Annotated in this window: 18 protein-coding genes; 15 read left to right on the forward strand and 3 right to left on the reverse strand. The window is 37.6% G+C overall.

The window, feature by feature from the left end; translation table 11 throughout:
* Window positions 1-63: 63 nt before the first annotated feature.
* Window positions 64-1,452, reverse strand: a complete 1,389-nt coding sequence (gene dnaA, locus G593_RS0110860; protein ID WP_005334678.1) for a chromosomal replication initiator protein DnaA — start codon at window positions 1,450-1,452, stop codon at window positions 64-66.
* Between the two features lie 192 nt (window positions 1,453-1,644).
* Here dnaA and rpmH point away from each other — a divergent pair, with 192 nt between their 5' ends.
* The 14 genes from rpmH (at window position 1,645) to G593_RS0110930 (ending at window position 15,313) form a co-directional block, all read left to right on the forward strand.
* The gene (gene rpmH, locus G593_RS0110865; RefSeq protein ID WP_005334681.1) at window positions 1,645-1,779 is read left to right on the forward strand and encodes a 50S ribosomal protein L34; all 135 of its coding nucleotides are present in this window, start codon (window positions 1,645-1,647) and stop codon (window positions 1,777-1,779) included.
* Between the two features lie 49 nt (window positions 1,780-1,828).
* A complete protein-coding gene (gene rnpA, locus G593_RS0110870) occupies window positions 1,829-2,167 on the forward strand; it encodes a ribonuclease P protein component (RefSeq protein WP_005334689.1) in 339 nt (112 codons plus the stop codon).
* 7 nt (window positions 2,168-2,174) lie between these two features.
* A complete protein-coding gene (yidD, locus tag G593_RS0110875; protein WP_029731685.1) occupies window positions 2,175-2,387 on the forward strand; it encodes a membrane protein insertion efficiency factor YidD in 213 nt (70 codons plus the stop codon).
* Between the two features lie 33 nt (window positions 2,388-2,420).
* Complete coding sequence (locus G593_RS0110880; RefSeq protein WP_005342078.1) at window positions 2,421-3,482, forward strand: YidC/Oxa1 family membrane protein insertase; 1,062 nt, start codon at window positions 2,421-2,423, stop codon at window positions 3,480-3,482.
* Between the two features lie 14 nt (window positions 3,483-3,496).
* Window positions 3,497-4,378 carry an RNA-binding cell elongation regulator Jag/EloR gene (gene jag / locus G593_RS0110885; protein WP_005342080.1) on the forward strand — a complete coding sequence of 294 codons (882 nt, stop codon included), beginning with the start codon at window positions 3,497-3,499 and terminating at the stop codon, window positions 4,376-4,378.
* A gap of 317 nt (window positions 4,379-4,695) precedes the next feature.
* On the forward strand, window positions 4,696-6,108 hold the full coding sequence (gene mnmE, locus G593_RS0110890) for a tRNA uridine-5-carboxymethylaminomethyl(34) synthesis GTPase MnmE (protein WP_029731687.1): 1,413 nt from the start codon (window positions 4,696-4,698) through the stop codon (window positions 6,106-6,108).
* Window positions 6,074-7,996: a tRNA uridine-5-carboxymethylaminomethyl(34) synthesis enzyme MnmG gene (mnmG, locus tag G593_RS0110895; protein ID WP_029731688.1), complete on the forward strand. Its 1,923-nt coding sequence runs from the start codon at window positions 6,074-6,076 to the stop codon at window positions 7,994-7,996. The genes mnmE and mnmG overlap by 35 nt, the downstream gene beginning before the upstream one ends.
* Window positions 7,997-8,130: 134 nt before the next feature.
* Complete coding sequence (rsmG, locus tag G593_RS0110900; protein ID WP_005342086.1) at window positions 8,131-8,850, forward strand: 16S rRNA (guanine(527)-N(7))-methyltransferase RsmG; 720 nt, start codon at window positions 8,131-8,133, stop codon at window positions 8,848-8,850.
* A 726-nt stretch (window positions 8,851-9,576) separates the two neighbouring features.
* Window positions 9,577-10,341: a ParA family protein gene (locus G593_RS0110905; protein ID WP_005334704.1), complete on the forward strand. Its 765-nt coding sequence runs from the start codon at window positions 9,577-9,579 to the stop codon at window positions 10,339-10,341.
* Window positions 10,342-10,358: 17 nt separating this feature from the next.
* Window positions 10,359-11,267, forward strand: a complete 909-nt coding sequence (locus G593_RS0110910) for a ParB/RepB/Spo0J family partition protein (RefSeq protein WP_029731690.1) — start codon at window positions 10,359-10,361, stop codon at window positions 11,265-11,267.
* A 1-nt stretch (window position 11,268) separates the two neighbouring features.
* On the forward strand, window positions 11,269-11,808 hold the full coding sequence (locus G593_RS0110915) for a DUF4446 family protein (RefSeq protein WP_005334708.1): 540 nt from the start codon (window positions 11,269-11,271) through the stop codon (window positions 11,806-11,808).
* Window positions 11,809-11,822: 14 nt separating this feature from the next.
* The gene (gene serS / locus G593_RS0110920) at window positions 11,823-13,109 is read left to right on the forward strand and encodes a serine--tRNA ligase (RefSeq protein ID WP_029731691.1); all 1,287 of its coding nucleotides are present in this window, start codon (window positions 11,823-11,825) and stop codon (window positions 13,107-13,109) included.
* Window positions 13,110-13,111: 2 nt separating this feature from the next.
* On the forward strand, window positions 13,112-13,987 hold the full coding sequence (locus G593_RS0110925; RefSeq protein ID WP_022278465.1) for a DUF3881 family protein: 876 nt from the start codon (window positions 13,112-13,114) through the stop codon (window positions 13,985-13,987).
* 1,134 nt (window positions 13,988-15,121) lie between these two features.
* A complete protein-coding gene (locus tag G593_RS0110930) occupies window positions 15,122-15,313 on the forward strand; it encodes a hypothetical protein (protein WP_029731692.1) in 192 nt (63 codons plus the stop codon).
* 301 nt (window positions 15,314-15,614) lie between these two features.
* Here G593_RS0110930 and G593_RS21490 read toward each other — a convergent pair whose 3' ends face one another.
* Window positions 15,615-15,770, reverse strand: a complete 156-nt coding sequence (locus G593_RS21490; RefSeq protein WP_304412965.1) for a response regulator — start codon at window positions 15,768-15,770, stop codon at window positions 15,615-15,617.
* Window positions 15,771-16,020: 250 nt separating this feature from the next.
* On the opposite strand from G593_RS21490, the gene G593_RS0110940 reads away from it, so the two are divergent.
* Window positions 16,021-17,781 carry a diguanylate cyclase domain-containing protein gene (locus G593_RS0110940; RefSeq protein ID WP_005342096.1) on the forward strand — a complete coding sequence of 587 codons (1,761 nt, stop codon included), beginning with the start codon at window positions 16,021-16,023 and terminating at the stop codon, window positions 17,779-17,781.
* Window positions 17,782-17,877: 96 nt separating this feature from the next.
* On the opposite strand, the gene G593_RS0110945 is transcribed toward G593_RS0110940, so the two are convergent.
* Window positions 17,878-19,281, reverse strand: coding sequence for an alanine/glycine:cation symporter family protein (locus tag G593_RS0110945; protein WP_029731693.1), 1,404 nt, complete (start codon window positions 19,279-19,281; stop codon window positions 17,878-17,880).
* Window positions 19,282-19,291: the final 10 nt, after the last annotated feature.

The following is a 19,291-nucleotide window of genomic DNA, read 5'->3' on the forward strand; positions in this document are numbered from 1 at the left end:
TCCACATAAACATCCAAAAATGTGGATAATGTGGATAAATTGTGGATAACTATACGGAAAATCCTAAGCCGGGTTGATTTTCTTCTTTATTATATTGATTGTATTCGCCATCATCTCATCTGATTCGATATCCTTGGCGATCTTTTCTACTCCATATTTGACAGTAGAGTGGTCTTTACCTCCAAGAACTGCACCAATTCCTTTCAGGGCAGTATCGGTCATAGTACGCATCAGATACATACAGATCTGACGTGGAACGGCAATCTCTGAATCACGTTTTTTGCTTTTAAGGTCAGCAACGGTGATACCAAAATGATCCGCAACGATATCAAGTATCAGTTCCGGAGTAACTTCTCTTCTATTATCAGAAGAGATAATATCTTTTAATGCTTCTGCTGCAAGAGCAATATCAATCGGATTATTATTGTTGTTGAGCTTATAGAGGGCAATGAGTTTATTCAGAGAACCTTCCAGCTCACGGATGTTAGATTTGACGTTGGCCGCAATATAGTCCAGTACGTCATTCTTAATGTTATATTTTTCCAGATGATCCAGTTCGATCTTCTTCTGGAGAATTGCCATACGTGTCTCATAATCCGGAGATGAGATATCAGCAATGAGACCCCACTCAAAACGTGTGCGGAGTCTGGATTCCAGTGTCTCGATATCTTTCGGAGGTTTATCACTGGAGATTATGATCTGTTTTCCAAGTGTATGAAGGTGATTGAAAGTATGGAAGAACTCTTCCTGAGTACTTTCCTTACCTATTATAAACTGGATATCGTCAATCAACAGAACATCAATGTTCCTGTATTTATCACGAAAGTTCAGCATGGCAGATTCATTACCGGCTGTTTTTCCATTCCTCAGGGCATCAATAAGTTCGTTGGTGAACGTCTCACTGGTTACATATAATACTTTTTTCTTCGGATTCTTGTCCAAAATGAAGTGTGCAATGGAATGCATCAAATGGGTTTTTCCAAGTCCAACACCTCCATATAAAAAGAGAGGGTTGTACACTTCACCGGGAGATTCGGCAACGGCCAGTGAAGCTGCATGAGCGAAGTTGTTATTTCCGCCTACAACAAAAGTATCAAAAGTATATTTTGGATTCAGCCCTGCTTTCTCTGCTAAGGACTTCGTCTTTTTCTTTTGACCGTTATCAATAGATGCATTATGAATTTCATTCAGTTTATCGTCATCTTCCGATACAAACTGTATCTCGTACTCTTTGCCTGTAATCTCAGCAATACATACCATGAGTGGGAGACGGTACTTCTTATCGATGTATTCGACACTGGAATCCTTGTTCACAAGAATATAAGCAGTGTCATCGATGACATCGTAAACTTTCAGCGGCTTTATCCACGTATTAAAGGATACGTTCAGCAGCTCGTGTTCCACTCGTAAATGTTCGATGATCTCAGGCCATTTTTCTTTCACTTCGTTCATTTTAAACAAACTCCTACTTCCCAAGTCTACTCTTTATCTATTTTACATCAAAATATGTATTTAAGCAATTAAAAAGTAAAGAAAATCATCGGTAATGCTTGACGTATCAAGATTTTTTTTATATAATCAAAGCTGATGTCTTAAGAAAAAATATGGGGCAACCCTTGGAAAAATATAAGGAGGTGGATATCTATGAAAATGACATTCCAGCCAAAAAAGAGACAAAGATCTAAAGTACATGGTTTCAGATCAAGAATGAGCACTGCAGGCGGAAGAAAAGTACTTGCAGCAAGAAGAGCAAAAGGAAGAAAGAAATTATCAGCGTAGGCCGCATATATGTGGCCTTTTCTTCTTTCAAAAAATAGGAGATTAAAGCATGAAATATTCCGAATCATTGAAAAAACATAAGGATTTTCAACATGTATATAAAAAAGGAAGTTCTTATGCGAACAAGTATCTTGTCATGTATGTACTGGAGAATCAGACGGAAGGTAATCGATTGGGAATATCTGTAAGTAAAAAAGTGGGAAACAGTATCGTAAGACACCGATTAACTAGGTTGATCCGAGAGAGTTACCGGCTACAAGAAGACATGTTCAGCAGTGGGCGCGATATCGTAGTTATCGCAAGAGGTGCAGCTAAGGGTAAGAATTACCGCGACATAGAGAGCGCACTGATCCACCTAGCACGTCTTCATAATATATATAAGGGGTAATTGCGTGATGAAGAAGATTCTGCTTGGTATCATCAGATTCTATCAAAAGTATTTATCAGGAGCAAAAGGATATTCTTCCTGTAAGTATTATCCAACCTGTTCCAGATATGCGATAGAAGCAATTGAAAAGTACGGGGCCTTTAAGGGAGGTCTTCTTGCTGCCTGGAGAATTTTGCGTTGCAATCCTTTTTCAAAAGGAGGATATGACCCTGTTCCTTAAAAAGAATTATAAAATCCGATGGAGGAAAAAGAGATGGTAGGAAGTTTACTAAGTGCAGCACACTGGCCGATTGTCGGACAGATCTGCTGGGTATTAGGTAAAGTCATGAATTTTATCTATACGATGTTAGATGGCGCACTTCCAAGTGACACTGGTCTGGTTGGTATATCTATTATCCTGTATACGATTCTTGTATATACCCTGATGCTGCCGATGACAATTAATCAGCAGAGATCATCTAAGATGCAGGCCGTTGTACAGCCGGAAGTCATGGCTATCCAGAAGAAGTACAAGAACAAAAAAGACCAGGCTTCAATGATGAAGCAGCAGGAAGAGATACAGCAGGTGTATGACAAGTATGGCGTATCTATGATGGGCGGATGCCTTCCGTTACTGATCCAGATGCCGTTCCTGTTCGCATTGTATCCGGTCATTTACAGTATTTCTGATTATGTACCAAATATTACAGCTCAGGCAAATAAGTTTCTCACAATTCCGGATATGACAATCACTCCGGGTAACATGCTTAGTATGGCAAAAAGCGGAGAGACAATGGGATATTCAGCGGCAGCGCTGGTTATCACAGCAATTTTACTTCCGGTATTATCTGCATTTACACAGTATCTGAATATGAAACTGTCTATGGCAGTAAATGGTTCTAACAGACCGGCAGATAAAGATGACCCGACAGCAGCAACAATGAGAACTATGAATATGACAATGCCTCTGTTCTCACTGGTTATGGTATTTACATTACCGACTGGTATCGGTATCTACTGGATCGTCAGTGCAATCGTACGTATGGTTCAGCAGGTATTTATCAACAAACATCTCAGTAAGATGTCAGTGGATGACATGATTGAGAAGAATAAAGAAAAAGCGCAGAAGAAGAAAGAAAAACGTGGCGAAAAAGCAGAGAAGATCAACGCTATGGCTCAGACAAATACAAAGAGCATCAAATCTTCTGCAACACAGAGTTCTTCTATGTCTGATAAAGAAAGAGAAGAAAAACTCGAAAAAGCAAGAGCAAATGCGAAACCGGGAAGTCTTGCTTCAAAAGCCAATATGGTTAAGAATTTTAATGAGAATAAGTAAGGGGGCATATATTCATGGATTACATTACTGTAACAGCAAAGAATCTTGATGATGCGATTACAGAAGCGTTAGTTCAGTTAGAAGTAACAAGTGATCGTCTTGATTATGAAGTTATCGAAAAAGGAAGCGATGGTTTTCTTGGATTCGGTAGAAAACAGGCCGTTATCAAAGCCCGCAGAAAAGAAGAGCCTGTAGTCGAAGTAAAAGCTGAGAAAAAAGAAGAGAAACCTGTAAAGGTCGAGAAGGCAGCAAAAGTTGAGAAGACAGAGCATGCAGAGAAAAAAGAATCAGTAAAAACTGAGACTAAGAATGAATTTAAGAAAGAGCATAAGAAAGAGAAAGATTTCAAAAAAGCTCCGAAAAAAGAAGTAAGAGAAGAGACAGAACTTGCAAAAGTTGAGCCGGCTACCATTGAAGCTTGTGAGAAATTTGTAGAAGATGTTCTGAATGCCATGAATATGGAAGAGGTAAAGGTTACTTCTACAGTTGATGAGGAAGGTGCACTGAGCATCACTATGGAAGGTAAGAACATGGGTATCCTGATCGGTAAGAGAGGACAGACACTGGATTCTCTCCAGTATCTTACCAATCGTGTAGCTAACAAGATGCAGGATGGATACGTTCGTGTAAAACTTGACACAGAGGATTATAGAAGAAGAAGAAAAGAGACTCTTGAGAATCTTGCAAAGAACATTGCAAGCAAAGTAAAGAGAACAAGAAGAACAGTTGCACTTGAGCCAATGAATCCATATGAGAGAAGAATCATTCACTCAGCACTGCAGTCTGATCCGGCTGTATCTACACACAGTGAAGGTGAAGAGCCTTACAGAAAAGTCGTTGTAACACTGGCAAGAAGATCCGGTGGCTCTCATAATTATGAGAAATACGACAAATAGAAGATAAAATTACAAAGCAGGGGTTTAAAAAACCTCTGCTTTTTTGTACAATAAAATAATGATGCCGGGATAATTCTACGATATAGCCTCCGGCAGGGCGCACATTGTCCGGTGGACAATGGTTTTGCGCCGACCGAAACGGAGTGTAGACTTGCAGAGGTGCGCAGTAGAAGTATGTCATGCAATTGCATGAAGCGCACCTCGCAGCAAGAATGCCGAGTCATTCTTTAATGAGGTAAAGAAGTGCGAGAGTGCACAGCACGAAGCAGTTCGTAAGGCATCATGTGTACAGGTGAAAATAACAGGGAGGATATAGAATGAGAAATGAGTCTGGCACAATCGCAGCCATATCTACCGCCATGAGTAATTCCGGAATTGGAATTGTCAGAATGAGTGGAGAAGAAGCTGTCGAGATTGCAGAGCGCATATATAAAGGGAAAAATGAAAAAAAGCTGTCAAAACAGCCTACGCATACCATTCACTACGGGTATATTGTAGACGGAGAAGATACGATTGATGAAGTGCTTGTGATGCTGATGCGTGGACCGCACAGCTATACAGGAGAAGATACTGTGGAAATCAATTGCCATGGTGGTGTGTATGTTGTGCGAAGAATTTTGGAGACGGTGATAAAATATGGCGCAAGACCTGCAGATCCAGGCGAATTTACAAAGCGCGCATTTTTAAATGGAAAGATGGATCTGTCCCAGGCAGAGGCGGTAGGAGATCTCATTTCCTCAAAAAATGAGTATGCACTTCGAAGTTCCGTCAGCCAGTTGAAGGGGAATATTAAGAAAGAGATCCAAAAAATACGTGAAGAAATTCTGTATCATACAGCATTTATCGAGACAGCACTGGACGATCCGGAACACATCAGTGTGGACGGTTATGGCGAGAAGCTTGAAGTTGTCGTGGAAGATCATATGAAGAGCTTGAAACATTTATTATCCACTTGTGATGATGGAAGAATGATCAAAGAAGGAATTAAGACAGTCATCGTAGGAAAGCCAAATGCCGGAAAATCTTCCCTGTTAAATGTGTTATTAGGTGAAGAGCGTGCAATTGTAACTGAGATTGCCGGAACAACGAGAGATGTACTGGAAGAGCATATGAATCTGCAGGGAATCTCATTAAATATCGTAGACACAGCAGGAATCCGTGATACCGAGGATGTGGTAGAGAAGATTGGTGTAGACCGTGCAAAAGAAAATGCAAAGGATGCCGACCTTATCATGTATGTCATTGATGCATCAGCACCACTGGATGAGAATGACGATGATATTATGCGTATGATCTATGGTAGAAAAGCTATTATTCTGTTAAATAAAGCGGATCTTAATACAATTCTTGGAAAAGACGAGATAAAGAAGAAATATTCCGAGATTAATCAGTTAGAAAGTTGTGATATTTTTCCTGCAATTATAGAGATATCTGCGAAAAACGGGCAGGGGATCGGTGAATTGGAACAGACATTGAAAGAGATGTTTTTTGAAGGGAAAATATCTTTTAACGATGAAATTTATATTACAAATGTGCGACATAAAACAGCATTGAACAATGCTTATGAGGCATTAAAAAAGGTAAAAGAAAGCATAGATATGGGTATGCCGGAAGATTTTTATTCTATTGATCTGATGGATGCCTACGAAGAACTTGGAAGTATAACCGGAGAGACGATAGGAGAAGATTTGGTCCATGAAATATTCAGCAAATTCTGTATGGGAAAATAAAGACGAATATGATATTGCAGTAATTGGAGCAGGACATGCAGGCTGTGAGGCAGCTCTGGCGGCTGCAAGAATGGGATTTAAGACAGTAGTATTTACCGTCAGCGTGGAGAGTATTGCCATGATGCCTTGTAATCCGAATATTGGAGGAAGTTCAAAAGGACATCTTGTCAAAGAAGTTGACGCTCTTGGCGGTGAGATGGGCAAGGTCATTGATAAGACATTTATTCAGTCAAAGATGTTGAATCAATCAAAAGGACCGGCAGTACATTCACTGCGTGCCCAGGCAGATAAGGAACAGTACAGCAGAACAATGAGGAGAGTGCTGGAAAACCAGGAAAATCTGGATGTCAGACAGACGGAAGTGATAAATATCCTGACTGAAGAAGTCTGTGAAAGTGGGAAGAAAAAAGTTATTGGTGTTCAGATACTCTCTGGGGGTATATATCGAGTAAAAGCAGTCGTATTGTGTACCGGAACATATCTCCGTGCGAGATGCGTATATGGTGAGGTCAGTAATGCAACCGGTCCGAATGGTTTGCAGGCTGCAAATCATCTGACAGAATGTCTGAAGAATCTTGGAATTAACATGTACCGTTTTAAGACGGGAACTCCGGCAAGAATCGATAAAAGATCTATAGATTTCAGTAAAATGGAAGCGCAGTATGGTGATGAAAGAATCACACCATTTTCATTTACCACTAATCCGGATGATATTCAGATTGACCAGGTGCCATGCTGGTTAACCTATACTAACGAAAAGACACATGAGATTATCCGTAATAATCTGGATCGTTCTCCATTATATTCCGGAATGATAGAAGGAACAGGACCGAGATATTGTCCATCTATTGAGGATAAAGTAGTAAGATTTGCGGACAAGAACAGACATCAGGTATTTATAGAGCCTGAAGGAATTGATACAAATGAAATGTACATCGGAGGTATGTCCAGTTCTTTACCGGAGGATGTCCAGTATGATATGTATAGATCTGTTGCAGGTCTGGAACATGCCAAGATTGTAAGAAATGCATATGCAATTGAGTACGATTGTATAGATGCAAGACAGTTAAAGCTATCATTGGAATTCAGAGAGATTGAAGGGTTATTTAGCGGAGGACAGTTCAATGGAAGTTCCGGTTATGAAGAAGCTGCATGCCAGGGATTGATTGCAGGTATCAATGCAGCAAGAAAGCTTCAGAAAAAAGAAGCAGTTGTACTGGATCGATCTCAGGCATATATTGGCGTTTTGATTGATGATCTGGTGACAAAAGAAAGTCATGAACCATATCGTATGATGACATCCAGAGCGGAATACCGGTTACTTCTAAGACAAGATAATGCAGATCAAAGACTGACGGAGATAGGATACGAGATCGGATTAATTTCACAGGATAGATATGACCGTTTAAAATTAAAAGAAAAATTGATTGAAGAAGAAGTATCACGTGTAGAGCATGTGTATGTAGGAACAAGTGAAAAGGTTCAGAATTTACTTGCGCAGTACCAAAGCACACCGCTAAATTCCGGAATTTCACTGGCAGAACTTATCAGAAGACCGGAATTAACTTATCAGGTACTTGCTACAATCGATGAGGCAAGACCGGAATTTCCAAAAGATTTGTCAGAAGAAGTCTCTGAGCAGGTAAATATATCAATTAAATATGATGGATATATTAAACGCCAGAAAAAACAGGTAGAACAGTTCAAAAAACTTGAAAATAAGAAAATACCAGAAAATATAGATTATGATCAGGTGAAGAGTCTTAGAATCGAAGCAGTTCAAAAATTAAAAGAATTCCGTCCGGTTTCTATTGGACAAGCTTCTAGAATTTCCGGAGTATCACCTGCAGATATATCTGTATTACTTGTATATCTAGGAGGCAGATAAAATAATTCGAGATTCTTGAATGTGCGTATTTTGCAAAAAGAATGCTGAGAATATTTTTAAATTAATATATGAAGAACTGAATTAATATGGATAAATAGAAAAATATAGAAGAATGAAAATAGTTAGGAACAGATATGAAAAATAAAGAACAGAGATTAATCGAAAATATGAAAATGATATCTGTAGAACTTACAGATAAACAGGTATCTCAGTTCATCAAATTCTATGAAATGCTTGTAGAGTGGAATAAGGTCATGAACCTCACAGGAATTACAGAATATGATGAAGTAGTTATGAAACATTTTGTGGATAGCTTGTCTATTGTGAAAGTAAATGGATTTGATAATGTAACGTCTATTATTGACGTAGGAACTGGAGCAGGATTTCCGGGTATTCCACTAAAAATAGTATTCCCAGAGATAAAAATCACATTATTAGATTCATTGAACAAGCGAATTAAGTTCTTAAATGCTGTTATAGATGAACTTGAGCTGGAAAATATAGAAACAATACACGGAAGAGCAGAGGACTTTTCGAAGAAAGAAGATTACCGTGAACAATATGATCTGTGTGTTTCCCGTGCAGTAGCAAATCTGGCGACTTTATCAGAATATTGTCTTCCTTATGTAAAAGTAGGTGGATGTTTTATGCCTTATAAATCCGGAGAAATTGATGAAGAGTTAAACAACTCAAAAAAAGCAGTACAGATATTAGGTGGAAAAATCGAAGAAGTGGTAAAATTCCAGTTGCCAGATACAGATATCGGAAGATCATTTGTAAAAATAAAGAAGAACAAGAATACTGCAAAGAAATATCCGCGAAAAGCAGGTTTGCCGGCGAAAGAACCATTATAAGATTGAGATGTTTCACGTGAAACATTATATAAAAGTATAATAGTAATAGTAAATAGAAAAAGGACTTTCTCAAACAGGTCATTTCAATTCATTGCTGCGTCGTATATTATTATATCAAAAATTAAACTCGTCTCTACGAGACTCAAACAGTAATTTTTGATATAAAACTATACTCGCAATGAATTGAAAAACAACCTATGCTTGAAAAAGTCCTTTTTCTATTATATATCGTAGTCACTACTTATATATAAGAATGTTTCACGTGAAACATTGAAAAGAAGTGAAGATAAGAATATCCATTTCAATCCTATGTTAAAGGCGTATATGATTATATCAAAATTAAATTCGTCTCTACGAGACTCAGACGATAATTTTTGATATAACACTATACTTGTAATGGATTAAAAAACAATATATGTTTGAGAACTCTCTTTTTTTTTATTTCATATCCAAAACTCTTTTTTATATAAATATGTTTCACGTGAAACATTGAAAAGAGTAAAGCACAGATTCGTTACTCTCGACACGAGAATAAAAGTAATGGGAGCGTAGCAGAAGTATGTCATGCAATTGCATGACGCGCACCTCGCAGCAAGAATGCCGAGGCATTCTTGAATCTTATATCCTTATTTTCACAAATTTAGACAAAAAACTATGTTTCACGTGAAACATTTGTGGTATACTATAACTTGTAACGAAATGTAGAATGAAAGGTGAATTAATAATATGGGGAGAATTATTGCCGTAGCTAATCAGAAAGGCGGAGTTGGTAAGACTACCACATCTATCAACCTTGCAGCTTGCCTTGCTGAAAAAGGGAAAAAGGTTCTTGCTGTTGATATGGATCCACAGGGAAATCTCACCAGTGGTCTGGGTGTAGATAAAGATTCTGTGGAAAAGTCTATTTATGAATTGATTATTGGAGAAGTTGATATCAAAGAAGTAATTAATAAAGAAGTTCTTGAAAATCTTGATATTATTCCGACCAGTATTGATTTGTCAGCAGCAGAAATTGAATTGATTGGTGTAGATGATAAAGAATATATTCTTAGAAATGCAATTGATCAGGTAAAAGATCAGTATGATTTTGTAATTATAGACTGTCCACCATCTTTGAGTATGCTGACGATTAATGCTATGACTACGGCAGACTCTGTTATTGTACCGATTCAGTGTGAGTACTATGCATTGGAAGGACTCAGCCAGTTAATACATACAGTTGAATTAGTAAAAGACAGATTGAATTCAAAATTGGAAATAGAAGGTGTCGTATTTACAATGTATGATGCCAGAACGAATCTGTCTCTTCAGGTAGTTGAGAATGTAAAAGACAATCTGCAACAGAATATATATAAAACTATAATTCCTAGAAATATTCGACTGGCAGAGGCACCAAGTTACGGATTGCCAATTAATAAGTATGATCCAAAATCAACAGGAGCAGAAAGCTATATGAGATTGGCTGATGAGGTTATCGAAAGAGAAGAATAAAAAATAAGGAGGTTCCCATGGCTGTTAAGAAAAAAGGATTGGGAAAAGGACTTGATAGTCTGATTCCTGAGAAATCAAATAAGCCATTAGCAAAAGAGCCGGCTGAAGAAAAGAGGGAGTCTGAGTCAGGTTCGGGTATTCAAATGATGAAAATTAATATGGTTGAGCCGAATCGAGATCAACCGCGTAAAAAGTTTGATGAAGATGCAATTCTTGAACTGGCAGATTCAATCAAACAATTCGGAGTACTGCAACCGCTTCTTGTAAGAAAGAATAAAGATTATTATGAGATTATTGCAGGAGAGAGACGTTGGAGAGCTGCCAAACAGGCCGGAGTCAAAGAAGTCCCTGTTATTGTAAAAGAGTATACAGAACAGGAAATAGTAGAAATCGGTTTAATTGAAAATATCCAGAGAGAAAACTTAAATCCAATTGAAGAAGCAATGGCATTTAAGAGATTGTTGGAAGAATTTAATCTGAAACAGGATGAAGTGGCCGAGCGTGTATCAAAAAGCAGAACTGCAGTCACAAACTCTATGCGACTTCTGAAATTGGACGAGCGTGTTCAGCAAATGATTATTGATGACATGATCTCGACCGGACATGCAAGAGCATTACTTGCAATTGACGATAAGGACGAACAGTATAATCTGGCAAACCGGATATTTGATGAAAAATTAAGTGTACGTGATACAGAAAAGCTTGTAAAAGAAATTAAAAATCCGAAAAAGCCAAAAGAAAAAGTAAAGACCGTAAATGATTTCATTTATAAAGACCTTGCGAATAAAATGAAAGAAGTTATGGGTACAAAAGTTAGTATAGCATCTAAAGGGAATGGAAAAGGTAAAATAGAGATAGAATACTATTCTGATGAGGAATTAGAACGAATGTTCGATATGATTATGAGCATTGGAAAGGAAGAATAATATGGAAAGCAAGATACTGAATGCACTAGGGATAGATCCAGCATTTATTTTCCTGTTTATGCTGATTCTATTCGTAGTTTTGTTTATACTATATGTAAATGTAACCATGAAATACAATCGTTTGAAAAACAGCTATGCAACATTTATGAAAGGGAAAGATGGAAAATCCCTTGAGCAGAGTCTGAAAGATAAATTCGAGGAAGCAGAGGCGGTTCTTAAGTTTACAAAGCAGAACAGAACAGAAATCCGTGAGTTAAACCGTAAATTAGAGACAAATTACCAGAAAGTCGGAATTGTAAAATACGATGCATTTAACGAGATGGGTGGAAAACTGAGTTTTGCACTTGCTATGCTGGATGGAAATGACAGCGGCTGGATCATCAATGCAATGCACAGTCGTGAAGGATGTTACACTTATGTGAAAGAAATCGTAAAAGGTGAAAGCTATGTAGAGCTTGCTGAGGAAGAGGCAGAGGCACTGGATAAAGCCATCTTCCATGATATAGAAAAGATTGAAAAAAGCGAGATTATTGAAAAATAAGGAGGATATGAGAGATGTTAGATATCAAATTTGTCAGAAATAACCCGGAGGTCGTAAAACAGAATATCAAAAATAAATTCCAGGATGATAAGCTTCCACTGGTTGATGAAGTTATCGAATTGGACCAGAGAAACCGTGAGATTAAACAGGAAGTAGAGGTTCTTCGTGCTGATAAGAATCAGATTTCCAAACAGATTGGTGCATGTATGGCACAGGGAAAGAAAGAAGAAGCAGAAGAGTTAAAGAAAAAAGTTCAGGAAAATGCAGAACGAGTAGAGGCTTTATCTAAAGAAGAAAAAGAAGTAGAAGCTAAAATCAAACAGAATATGATGATTATTCCAAATATTATCGATCCTTCTGTACCAATTGGAAAAGACGACAGCGAGAACGTTGAAATTGAAAAATTCGGTGAGCCGGTCGTACCTGATTACGAAATTCCATATCATACAGATATTATGGAAAGCTTTAATGGAATCGACCTTGAAAGTGCCGGAAAAGTAGCCGGAAATGGATTCTATTACCTTATGGGAGATATTGCAAGACTTCACTCTGCAGTTATTTCTTATGCAAGAGATTTCATGATCGACAGAGGATTTACTTACTGCATTCCTCCATTTATGATCAGAAGTAATGTAGTAACAGGAGTTATGAGCTTTGCAGAGATGGATGCCATGATGTACAAAATAGAGGGTGAAGACCTGTATCTGATCGGTACAAGTGAGCATTCCATGATCGGTAAATTCATCGATACAATGCTGACAGAGGATCAGCTTCCACAGACACTTACAAGTTATTCTCCATGTTTCCGTAAAGAAAAAGGAGCACATGGTATCGAGGAAAGAGGAGTATACCGTATCCACCAGTTTGAAAAACAGGAAATGATCGTTGTATGTAAACCGGAAGAGAGCAAGATGTGGTATGACAAATTATGGCAGAACACAGTAGATCTGTTCCGTTCTATGGATATCCCGGTCCGTACACTTGAGTGCTGCTCCGGAGATCTGGCAGATCTGAAAGTAAAATCCTGTGACGTTGAGGCATGGTCACCAAGACAGAAGAAATACTTCGAGGTCGGAAGCTGCTCTAACCTTGGAGATGCTCAGGCAAGAAGACTTGGAATCCGTGTAAAAGACGCTGATGGAAACAAATATTTTGCAAACACACTGAATAATACTGTAGTAGCACCACCAAGAATGCTGATTGCATTTCTGGAGAACAATCTTCAGGCAGATGGTTCTGTAAGAATCCCAGAGGTACTTCGTCCATATATGGGTGGTATGACTGAAATCAAAAGGAAATAAAAATGCATCAATATCTGAATGCCATAGGATTTGGCAGCATGAAGTCAAAAAAAGAATTATATGAGATACTGGATAAAGTAGAACAGCAATATACGTGTCATGAGCTTGTATATCAGGACGAAGAATTAGATTTTTGTGAATATCAGAAGGAATTCGGACCTGGAATGGGGATATGTCTGTGCGGAGACATGGATTCTGTGGATAACTTTACGAAAAGATATTATTATCCATATTTTCTTGGAACAGGAATCACGTCCTATGCAGATATCACGATTGAGCGCAGAATGGACAGAGAGGCCTATGTAGGAATCTGTGAAGATGCAAAAATCGGAATTACAATTATATTTTATCTGCAAAATGTGCCACAGTATTTGAAGGAAAAGCAATTGAGCGGTAACAAGATGAACTATACATCTGTAACGCTTGCAGGATTATGCGAGTCAGGGACTATATTGCTGCCGGTAAAGAAAGATCATTCACAAAAAGAACGACAGAGAGAAGAGGTGTATAACCGCATGCAGCTTCTCTCTGCCGCAAAATCCGGAGATCCCAATGCAATCGAGACGCTCACACTGGAAGACATTGATACTTACTCAAAGGTGTCAAGGCGACTGGTGACGGAAGACGTATTCAGCATTGTGGATACATACATCATGCCGTATAGTGTGGAGTGTGACCGATATTCCATATTAGGTGAGATCCAGGAACTCCATGAAATCGTGAATGAGTATACAGGGGAAAATGTTTACGTGATGAAATTAGACGTAAATGGCCTCGTATTTGACGTTTGCGTGCCGAGACAGAGACTTCTTGGGGAACCGGCAGTAGGACGCAGATTTAAGGCGAATATGTGGCTTCAGGGCTATATTAATTATTAGTATCTGACTATAAGATGATTATAAGACTGAAAATGTAAGATAACAAGAGAGCAGGGGATTACCTGCTCTCTTGTGTATTAGACGGTTATGTATCACACACTAAAATCATGAAACATCATCAGAAAACAACTTGATAAAATAAAAATATACAGAATATTCTATAGAAATAATACAATTATAAATTAATTAAAATAAATATCATAAATAGTATTGACAAAACAAAACCTAGATGGTATTATATAGTCAATCCAAAGGAAAACAAAATATCAAATCAAAAAAAGATTTAATATAAGATATGATCAAAAAAATTAAATGATAAAGAAGAACCAAAAAAGTTCAGTAAAAAAATTTAATGAAAAGATTAAATCGAAAATTAAATCAACAAATTTTAGATTAAGATAGAATAACCTAAAATAACCCAAAAGGTTAAATCGAAATTCGTATAAGAAGATTTGATAGAATAATTCCTTAGGAATCATCGATAGAAGTCCTGACGAGAAAGGGACGAACGAAATAGAAAGGAAGGAGGCTTAAACCGTTGGACAATTCAGAATCTATAAATAGTCAATATGTTGGTGGTATGGCAAATGGAAGTTCCCACAGAATAAGCCTTAACCATAGATCATAAAAATCCGGTAAGAAGATTGAATAAAAAAAGATAAATCGGAGAAGAAAAGATAACCGGTATAAAAGAGAAAACATTTGCAGAACATATTGAGGATAAAGATACCGCAGTAATTCAAGGAATTAGAAGATGTGTAAAGAAACATCGAACTAATCGAGATTTATATAAAAAATGAGTTCTATAAAGAAGAGATGCTATAGACGGAATAGCTGGATGGTCGTAGAGTATATTGAAGAATCTCATGGAAGAGAATGATAGCGATAACTACTATGAGAAAGTTATAGATAGGGAATAGTAAGGAACTTCAATATAGAAGATGAGGGTTATATAAATCAAATCAATGAAGCGTAAATCGGCGACTTTGAATTACATGTTATAGTTCTAAAAGAAAGGAAAACAGGCAGGGAACAAGATCAACAGAAACCTCCGATAATAAAAAATATGAATATAATGAAATTTAATATAAAGTAGCCATTATAATTAAGGATAATTATAATGGCTGCTTTAATGTGGAAAACTTTTCAGAAATCCTGGATGAAGTGGAAAAAGGGCAGAAAATCATATATAATAATAACAAAGTGACTTACAGGGAAAAAGGTTATATTAAAAATAACGATAGGGGGAGTTTTATGCTTACTATTGTATATGGTGATGAGCCAAAATGTATTTACAATACAAATGTTTCATTTAAAAAGGTATAAAATGTGCTTCTGCTTAAAGCAAATGTAGTGCCTGAATTAAATGTGAATGTTATTCTCAAACAACCGGAAGATTATGTAGACAGTAAGAAATATGTAAGCTGGGAGAGATATTTTACGGATTTATTAGTGGATAATACAAGGAATAGTCCAATATGGGCGTATTCTAAGAGAAAATTGCAGAAAATGTATTTGTCATCAAAGGTGGTAAATGCTGTGAAAAAAATTATGAAATTAATTGAGTGGGATAACTCTTGATGATAATGTGGAAAAATACATGAATCAGAGACTATAACGTGGAAAACTAACAGGAGAGAAGAAAAGGAAGAATCTTTGCGGTTGTATCATAGCCATTCAAGATTGGCATCTGAATATCCATAAGAATCAGATCATAGTATCCTTCATCCGATTCTTCCAGTTTATCAAAACATTCCTGACCGTCTTTGACCCAGTCGATCAGAAAGCCCTCTTCTTTTCATAGCTCTATCACAATTTCAGCATTTAATTCATCGTTATCTTCAATAATTTAAAATTATGTTAAGAACTAATTGCATTTTACACCAATATTTCCATTGTACGCAAGGAAAACGTTATCAGTACAATGGAAAAACGTCCTATAACTTTTTGGCAAAATCTATTCAAATTTTTAACTTCTGTGATATAATGCTTTATTATAAAAACATCAGATAGATAAAACGAGGTAAAATCAGGTGAAGAAAAAAACGCTTGTTCCTCTTATCGTTTTTTTACTGGGCATATGCCTTGTTAGTTTAGTTGTTTACAAAACAGATACCCATGAAAAAGAGCAGAGCCGCACAACAGCACAATTAAATGCAACAACCTATGGGGAACGTATAAAGAATGAGATTACAAATGGAATAGAGATTACAGATGTTCTGAAACAGCTTTTGATCAGTGAAAATGGAGAAATCAATCAATTTGACACAATTGCAGAAAATATTATGTCGGATTCTGTTGAAAGCGTACAGCTTGCTCCGGCTGGCATTGTAACGGATATTTATCCGGCCGAGGGAAATGAGACAGGTAAGATTGATCTGATTCATGATAAAGACCGTGGTGGAATTTCCATATATGCAAGAGATCATCATACAATCGTTACACAGGGGCCTTTTGAATTGAAACAGGGGGGATATGGAATTGCTGTCCGCAATCCTATTTATCTGAAAGATGAAAACGGACAGGAATATTTTTGGGGATTTACCATTGTTATCCTTCGTGTTCCGGAAATTTTTTCAGACGCAACAAGTGCACTTTCGAAGTTTGGATATGAATATAGTCTTTCAAAAACGGATAATCCATGGAGTGATAATTATAAAGTTGTTTATCAGTCAGATCGTCAGTTAACGAATCCGGTTTCCTATGACTTTACGATAGGAGAGGAGAACTGGAAGTTTGAAGTAACGCCTGAAAATGGCTGGGGAAACAATACATTAATAGCAGTAATCGGTGTTTTCTTTATTGCGATTACCTTGCTTTTGGCAGTTCTTACCCGGGTATGGCTGGTATCAAAAGAAAATAAAAACAAATTTCAAATACTGGCGTACACAGATTCTCTTACAGGTATTTACAACCGCTATGGATTCGATGAACTGGCAGAACAGATGATTACTAAAAATCCGGAAGCAAAATTTGTGGCTGTACTCCTTGATATTGATGATTTTAAGTTTGTAAATGATATCTATGGGCATGTCTGTGGAGACAATGCATTAAAGAGTCTGGCAGACAGTATGAAAGCTTTTTTCCCGTCTGGTGCGTTATTAGGAAGAAACGGCGGCGATGAGTTCGTTATTCTTTTAAAAGATTATTCCTACGATGATGTAAAAGAGAAGCTACAGCAATTCACTATGGCTCCAAAGACATTTTCATACAAGGGAAAAGAACATCAATTTTATATTTCTCTTGGATATGCGGAATATCCGACATTTGCGTCTAATCGTTCACAGCTTATGCGCTGTGCAGATGCAGCCCTTTACGAAATAAAACTTCATGGGAAAAATGGCTGTATGGCTTATAAGGAAGGGCTTGAATTAATGGCTCGTAAACAACTTGGATTTGCATTCAAAGATATCTCCGAGAACCTTCCAGGAGCATTTATCATATACAGAGCAGACAAAGAAGATGACGAACTCTTTTATGCAAATCAGGAGTTTCTTCATATGGCCGGATATAAAGATATGGATGAACTATTCAGACTTACAAAGAAAAGTTTCCGCAACCTGATACGCGAAGATGAGCAGAAGAAGATAGAAGCAAGCATTTGGAAACAGATTGATAATGGCAATGAAAATGATTATATCCACTTTCATTTACGAAGAGCGGATGGAGCGTATCTGCCTGTGCTTGACCATGGGAGAATTGTTGAGAGCCAGCAATATGGCAAAGTATTTTATGTATTGTTCATGGACTGGGAGGATATGAATAGTCATTACAGTGAAAAATTTTCCGGATAATCAAAGGAAATATTGTAAAAAATATTGTTGTAAATAGAAAAATCCTGCTCATATTCATATATTGAACAGGATTTTGTCTTTTTGATTTTGTTAAAATTAGCTCCAGAAATCTGTTTTTTGACGAAGACCGATGTCTGCACTTTTAAAAACCGGGTTGATTCCTTGTTTTAACTGTGCTTCATAATCTTGGATTGCTTTAAATGCAATCCCTGATAAAATCAGGATAACCGGAATGTTAATGAGCGCCATAACCCCCATCAGTACATCGGAAAGATCCCACAAAAGAGACATCTCCATTCCTGCGCCCAGAAAGATTACAAGTGCCGATACCAGTCTGAAGCCTTTCATAAAAGCTTTTTCCGGCTGTTTTTTGTGAATATAGATTAAAAGATTGTCACAATAGAAACAGTTTCCGAGCAGAGTTGTAAATGCAAAAAATACCATTGCAACTGTAATAAAGATCGGCCCGAAAGAACCAAGTGATTCCTGAAGTGATGCCTGCACCCATGGTGCTCCCTGCAATTCTTTTGCCGGATCTATTCCGGATGACATACACATCATAGCTGTTGCTGTACAAAGCAACAAAGTATCAATAAATACGGATAACATCTGTACCAGCCCCTGTTTTACCGGATGGCTGACATTTGCCGCAGCTGATGCATTCGGAGCCGAACCGATACCTGCCTCATTGGAATAGAGACCCCGGCGGATTCCCTGCATCATGGCCGAACCGGAAAATGCTCCGAAAATTGCTTTAAAATCAAATGCTTCTTCAAAAATGCGCACAAACATTGCAGGCACATTCTGAATATTGATAATTACTACCAAAAGTGAAATCCCAATATAAGCAATCCCCATTACCGGTACAACCATTGACGTTACTTTTACGATACGTGATCCGCCGCCAAGCAGACACCAGCCCGTCAGCACTGCCAAAATTCCACCGATGATCCAGGGACTCATCTTTGCATCATAAAAAGAAAATACTGAAAATGTAGACTGCAGATTATAAGATGCCAGCATATTAAAGCCAAATGCGTAGGTTAAAATCATTGCAACGCAGAAAACAATTGCCAGCGGGCGATAATGAAGTGCCGCTTCAATATAGTAAGCCGGTCCTCCATAACAGCTTCCGTCTTTTCCTTTTTTCTTATAAATCTGTGCCAATGTACTCTCGATCAGTGCAGATGCACTTCCGATGATTGCAATCACCCACATCCAGAATACAGAACCAAATCCACCTATACAAATCGCCGATGAAACCCCGACAATATTTCCCGTTCCCACACGGGATGCTGTTGAAACCATAAGTGCCTGAAAAGAGGAAATTGCCCCTTTATCCTCCGGCTTTTCCATCACGGATCCACAAGCATTCTTAAATAATCTTACCTGCGGAAATCTTGTGCGGACTGTAAAATATACTCCCGCACCAATCAGTAGAATGACCAGCAGCTTGCTGTACATAAAAGAACCGATTGTACCAATAATTGTTTGAAACATACCTTCTTTC

The organism is Dorea sp. AGR2135 (assembly GCF_000420885.1).
In the GTDB taxonomy this organism is placed as follows: domain Bacteria; phylum Bacillota; class Clostridia; order Lachnospirales; family Lachnospiraceae; genus Dorea; species Dorea formicigenerans.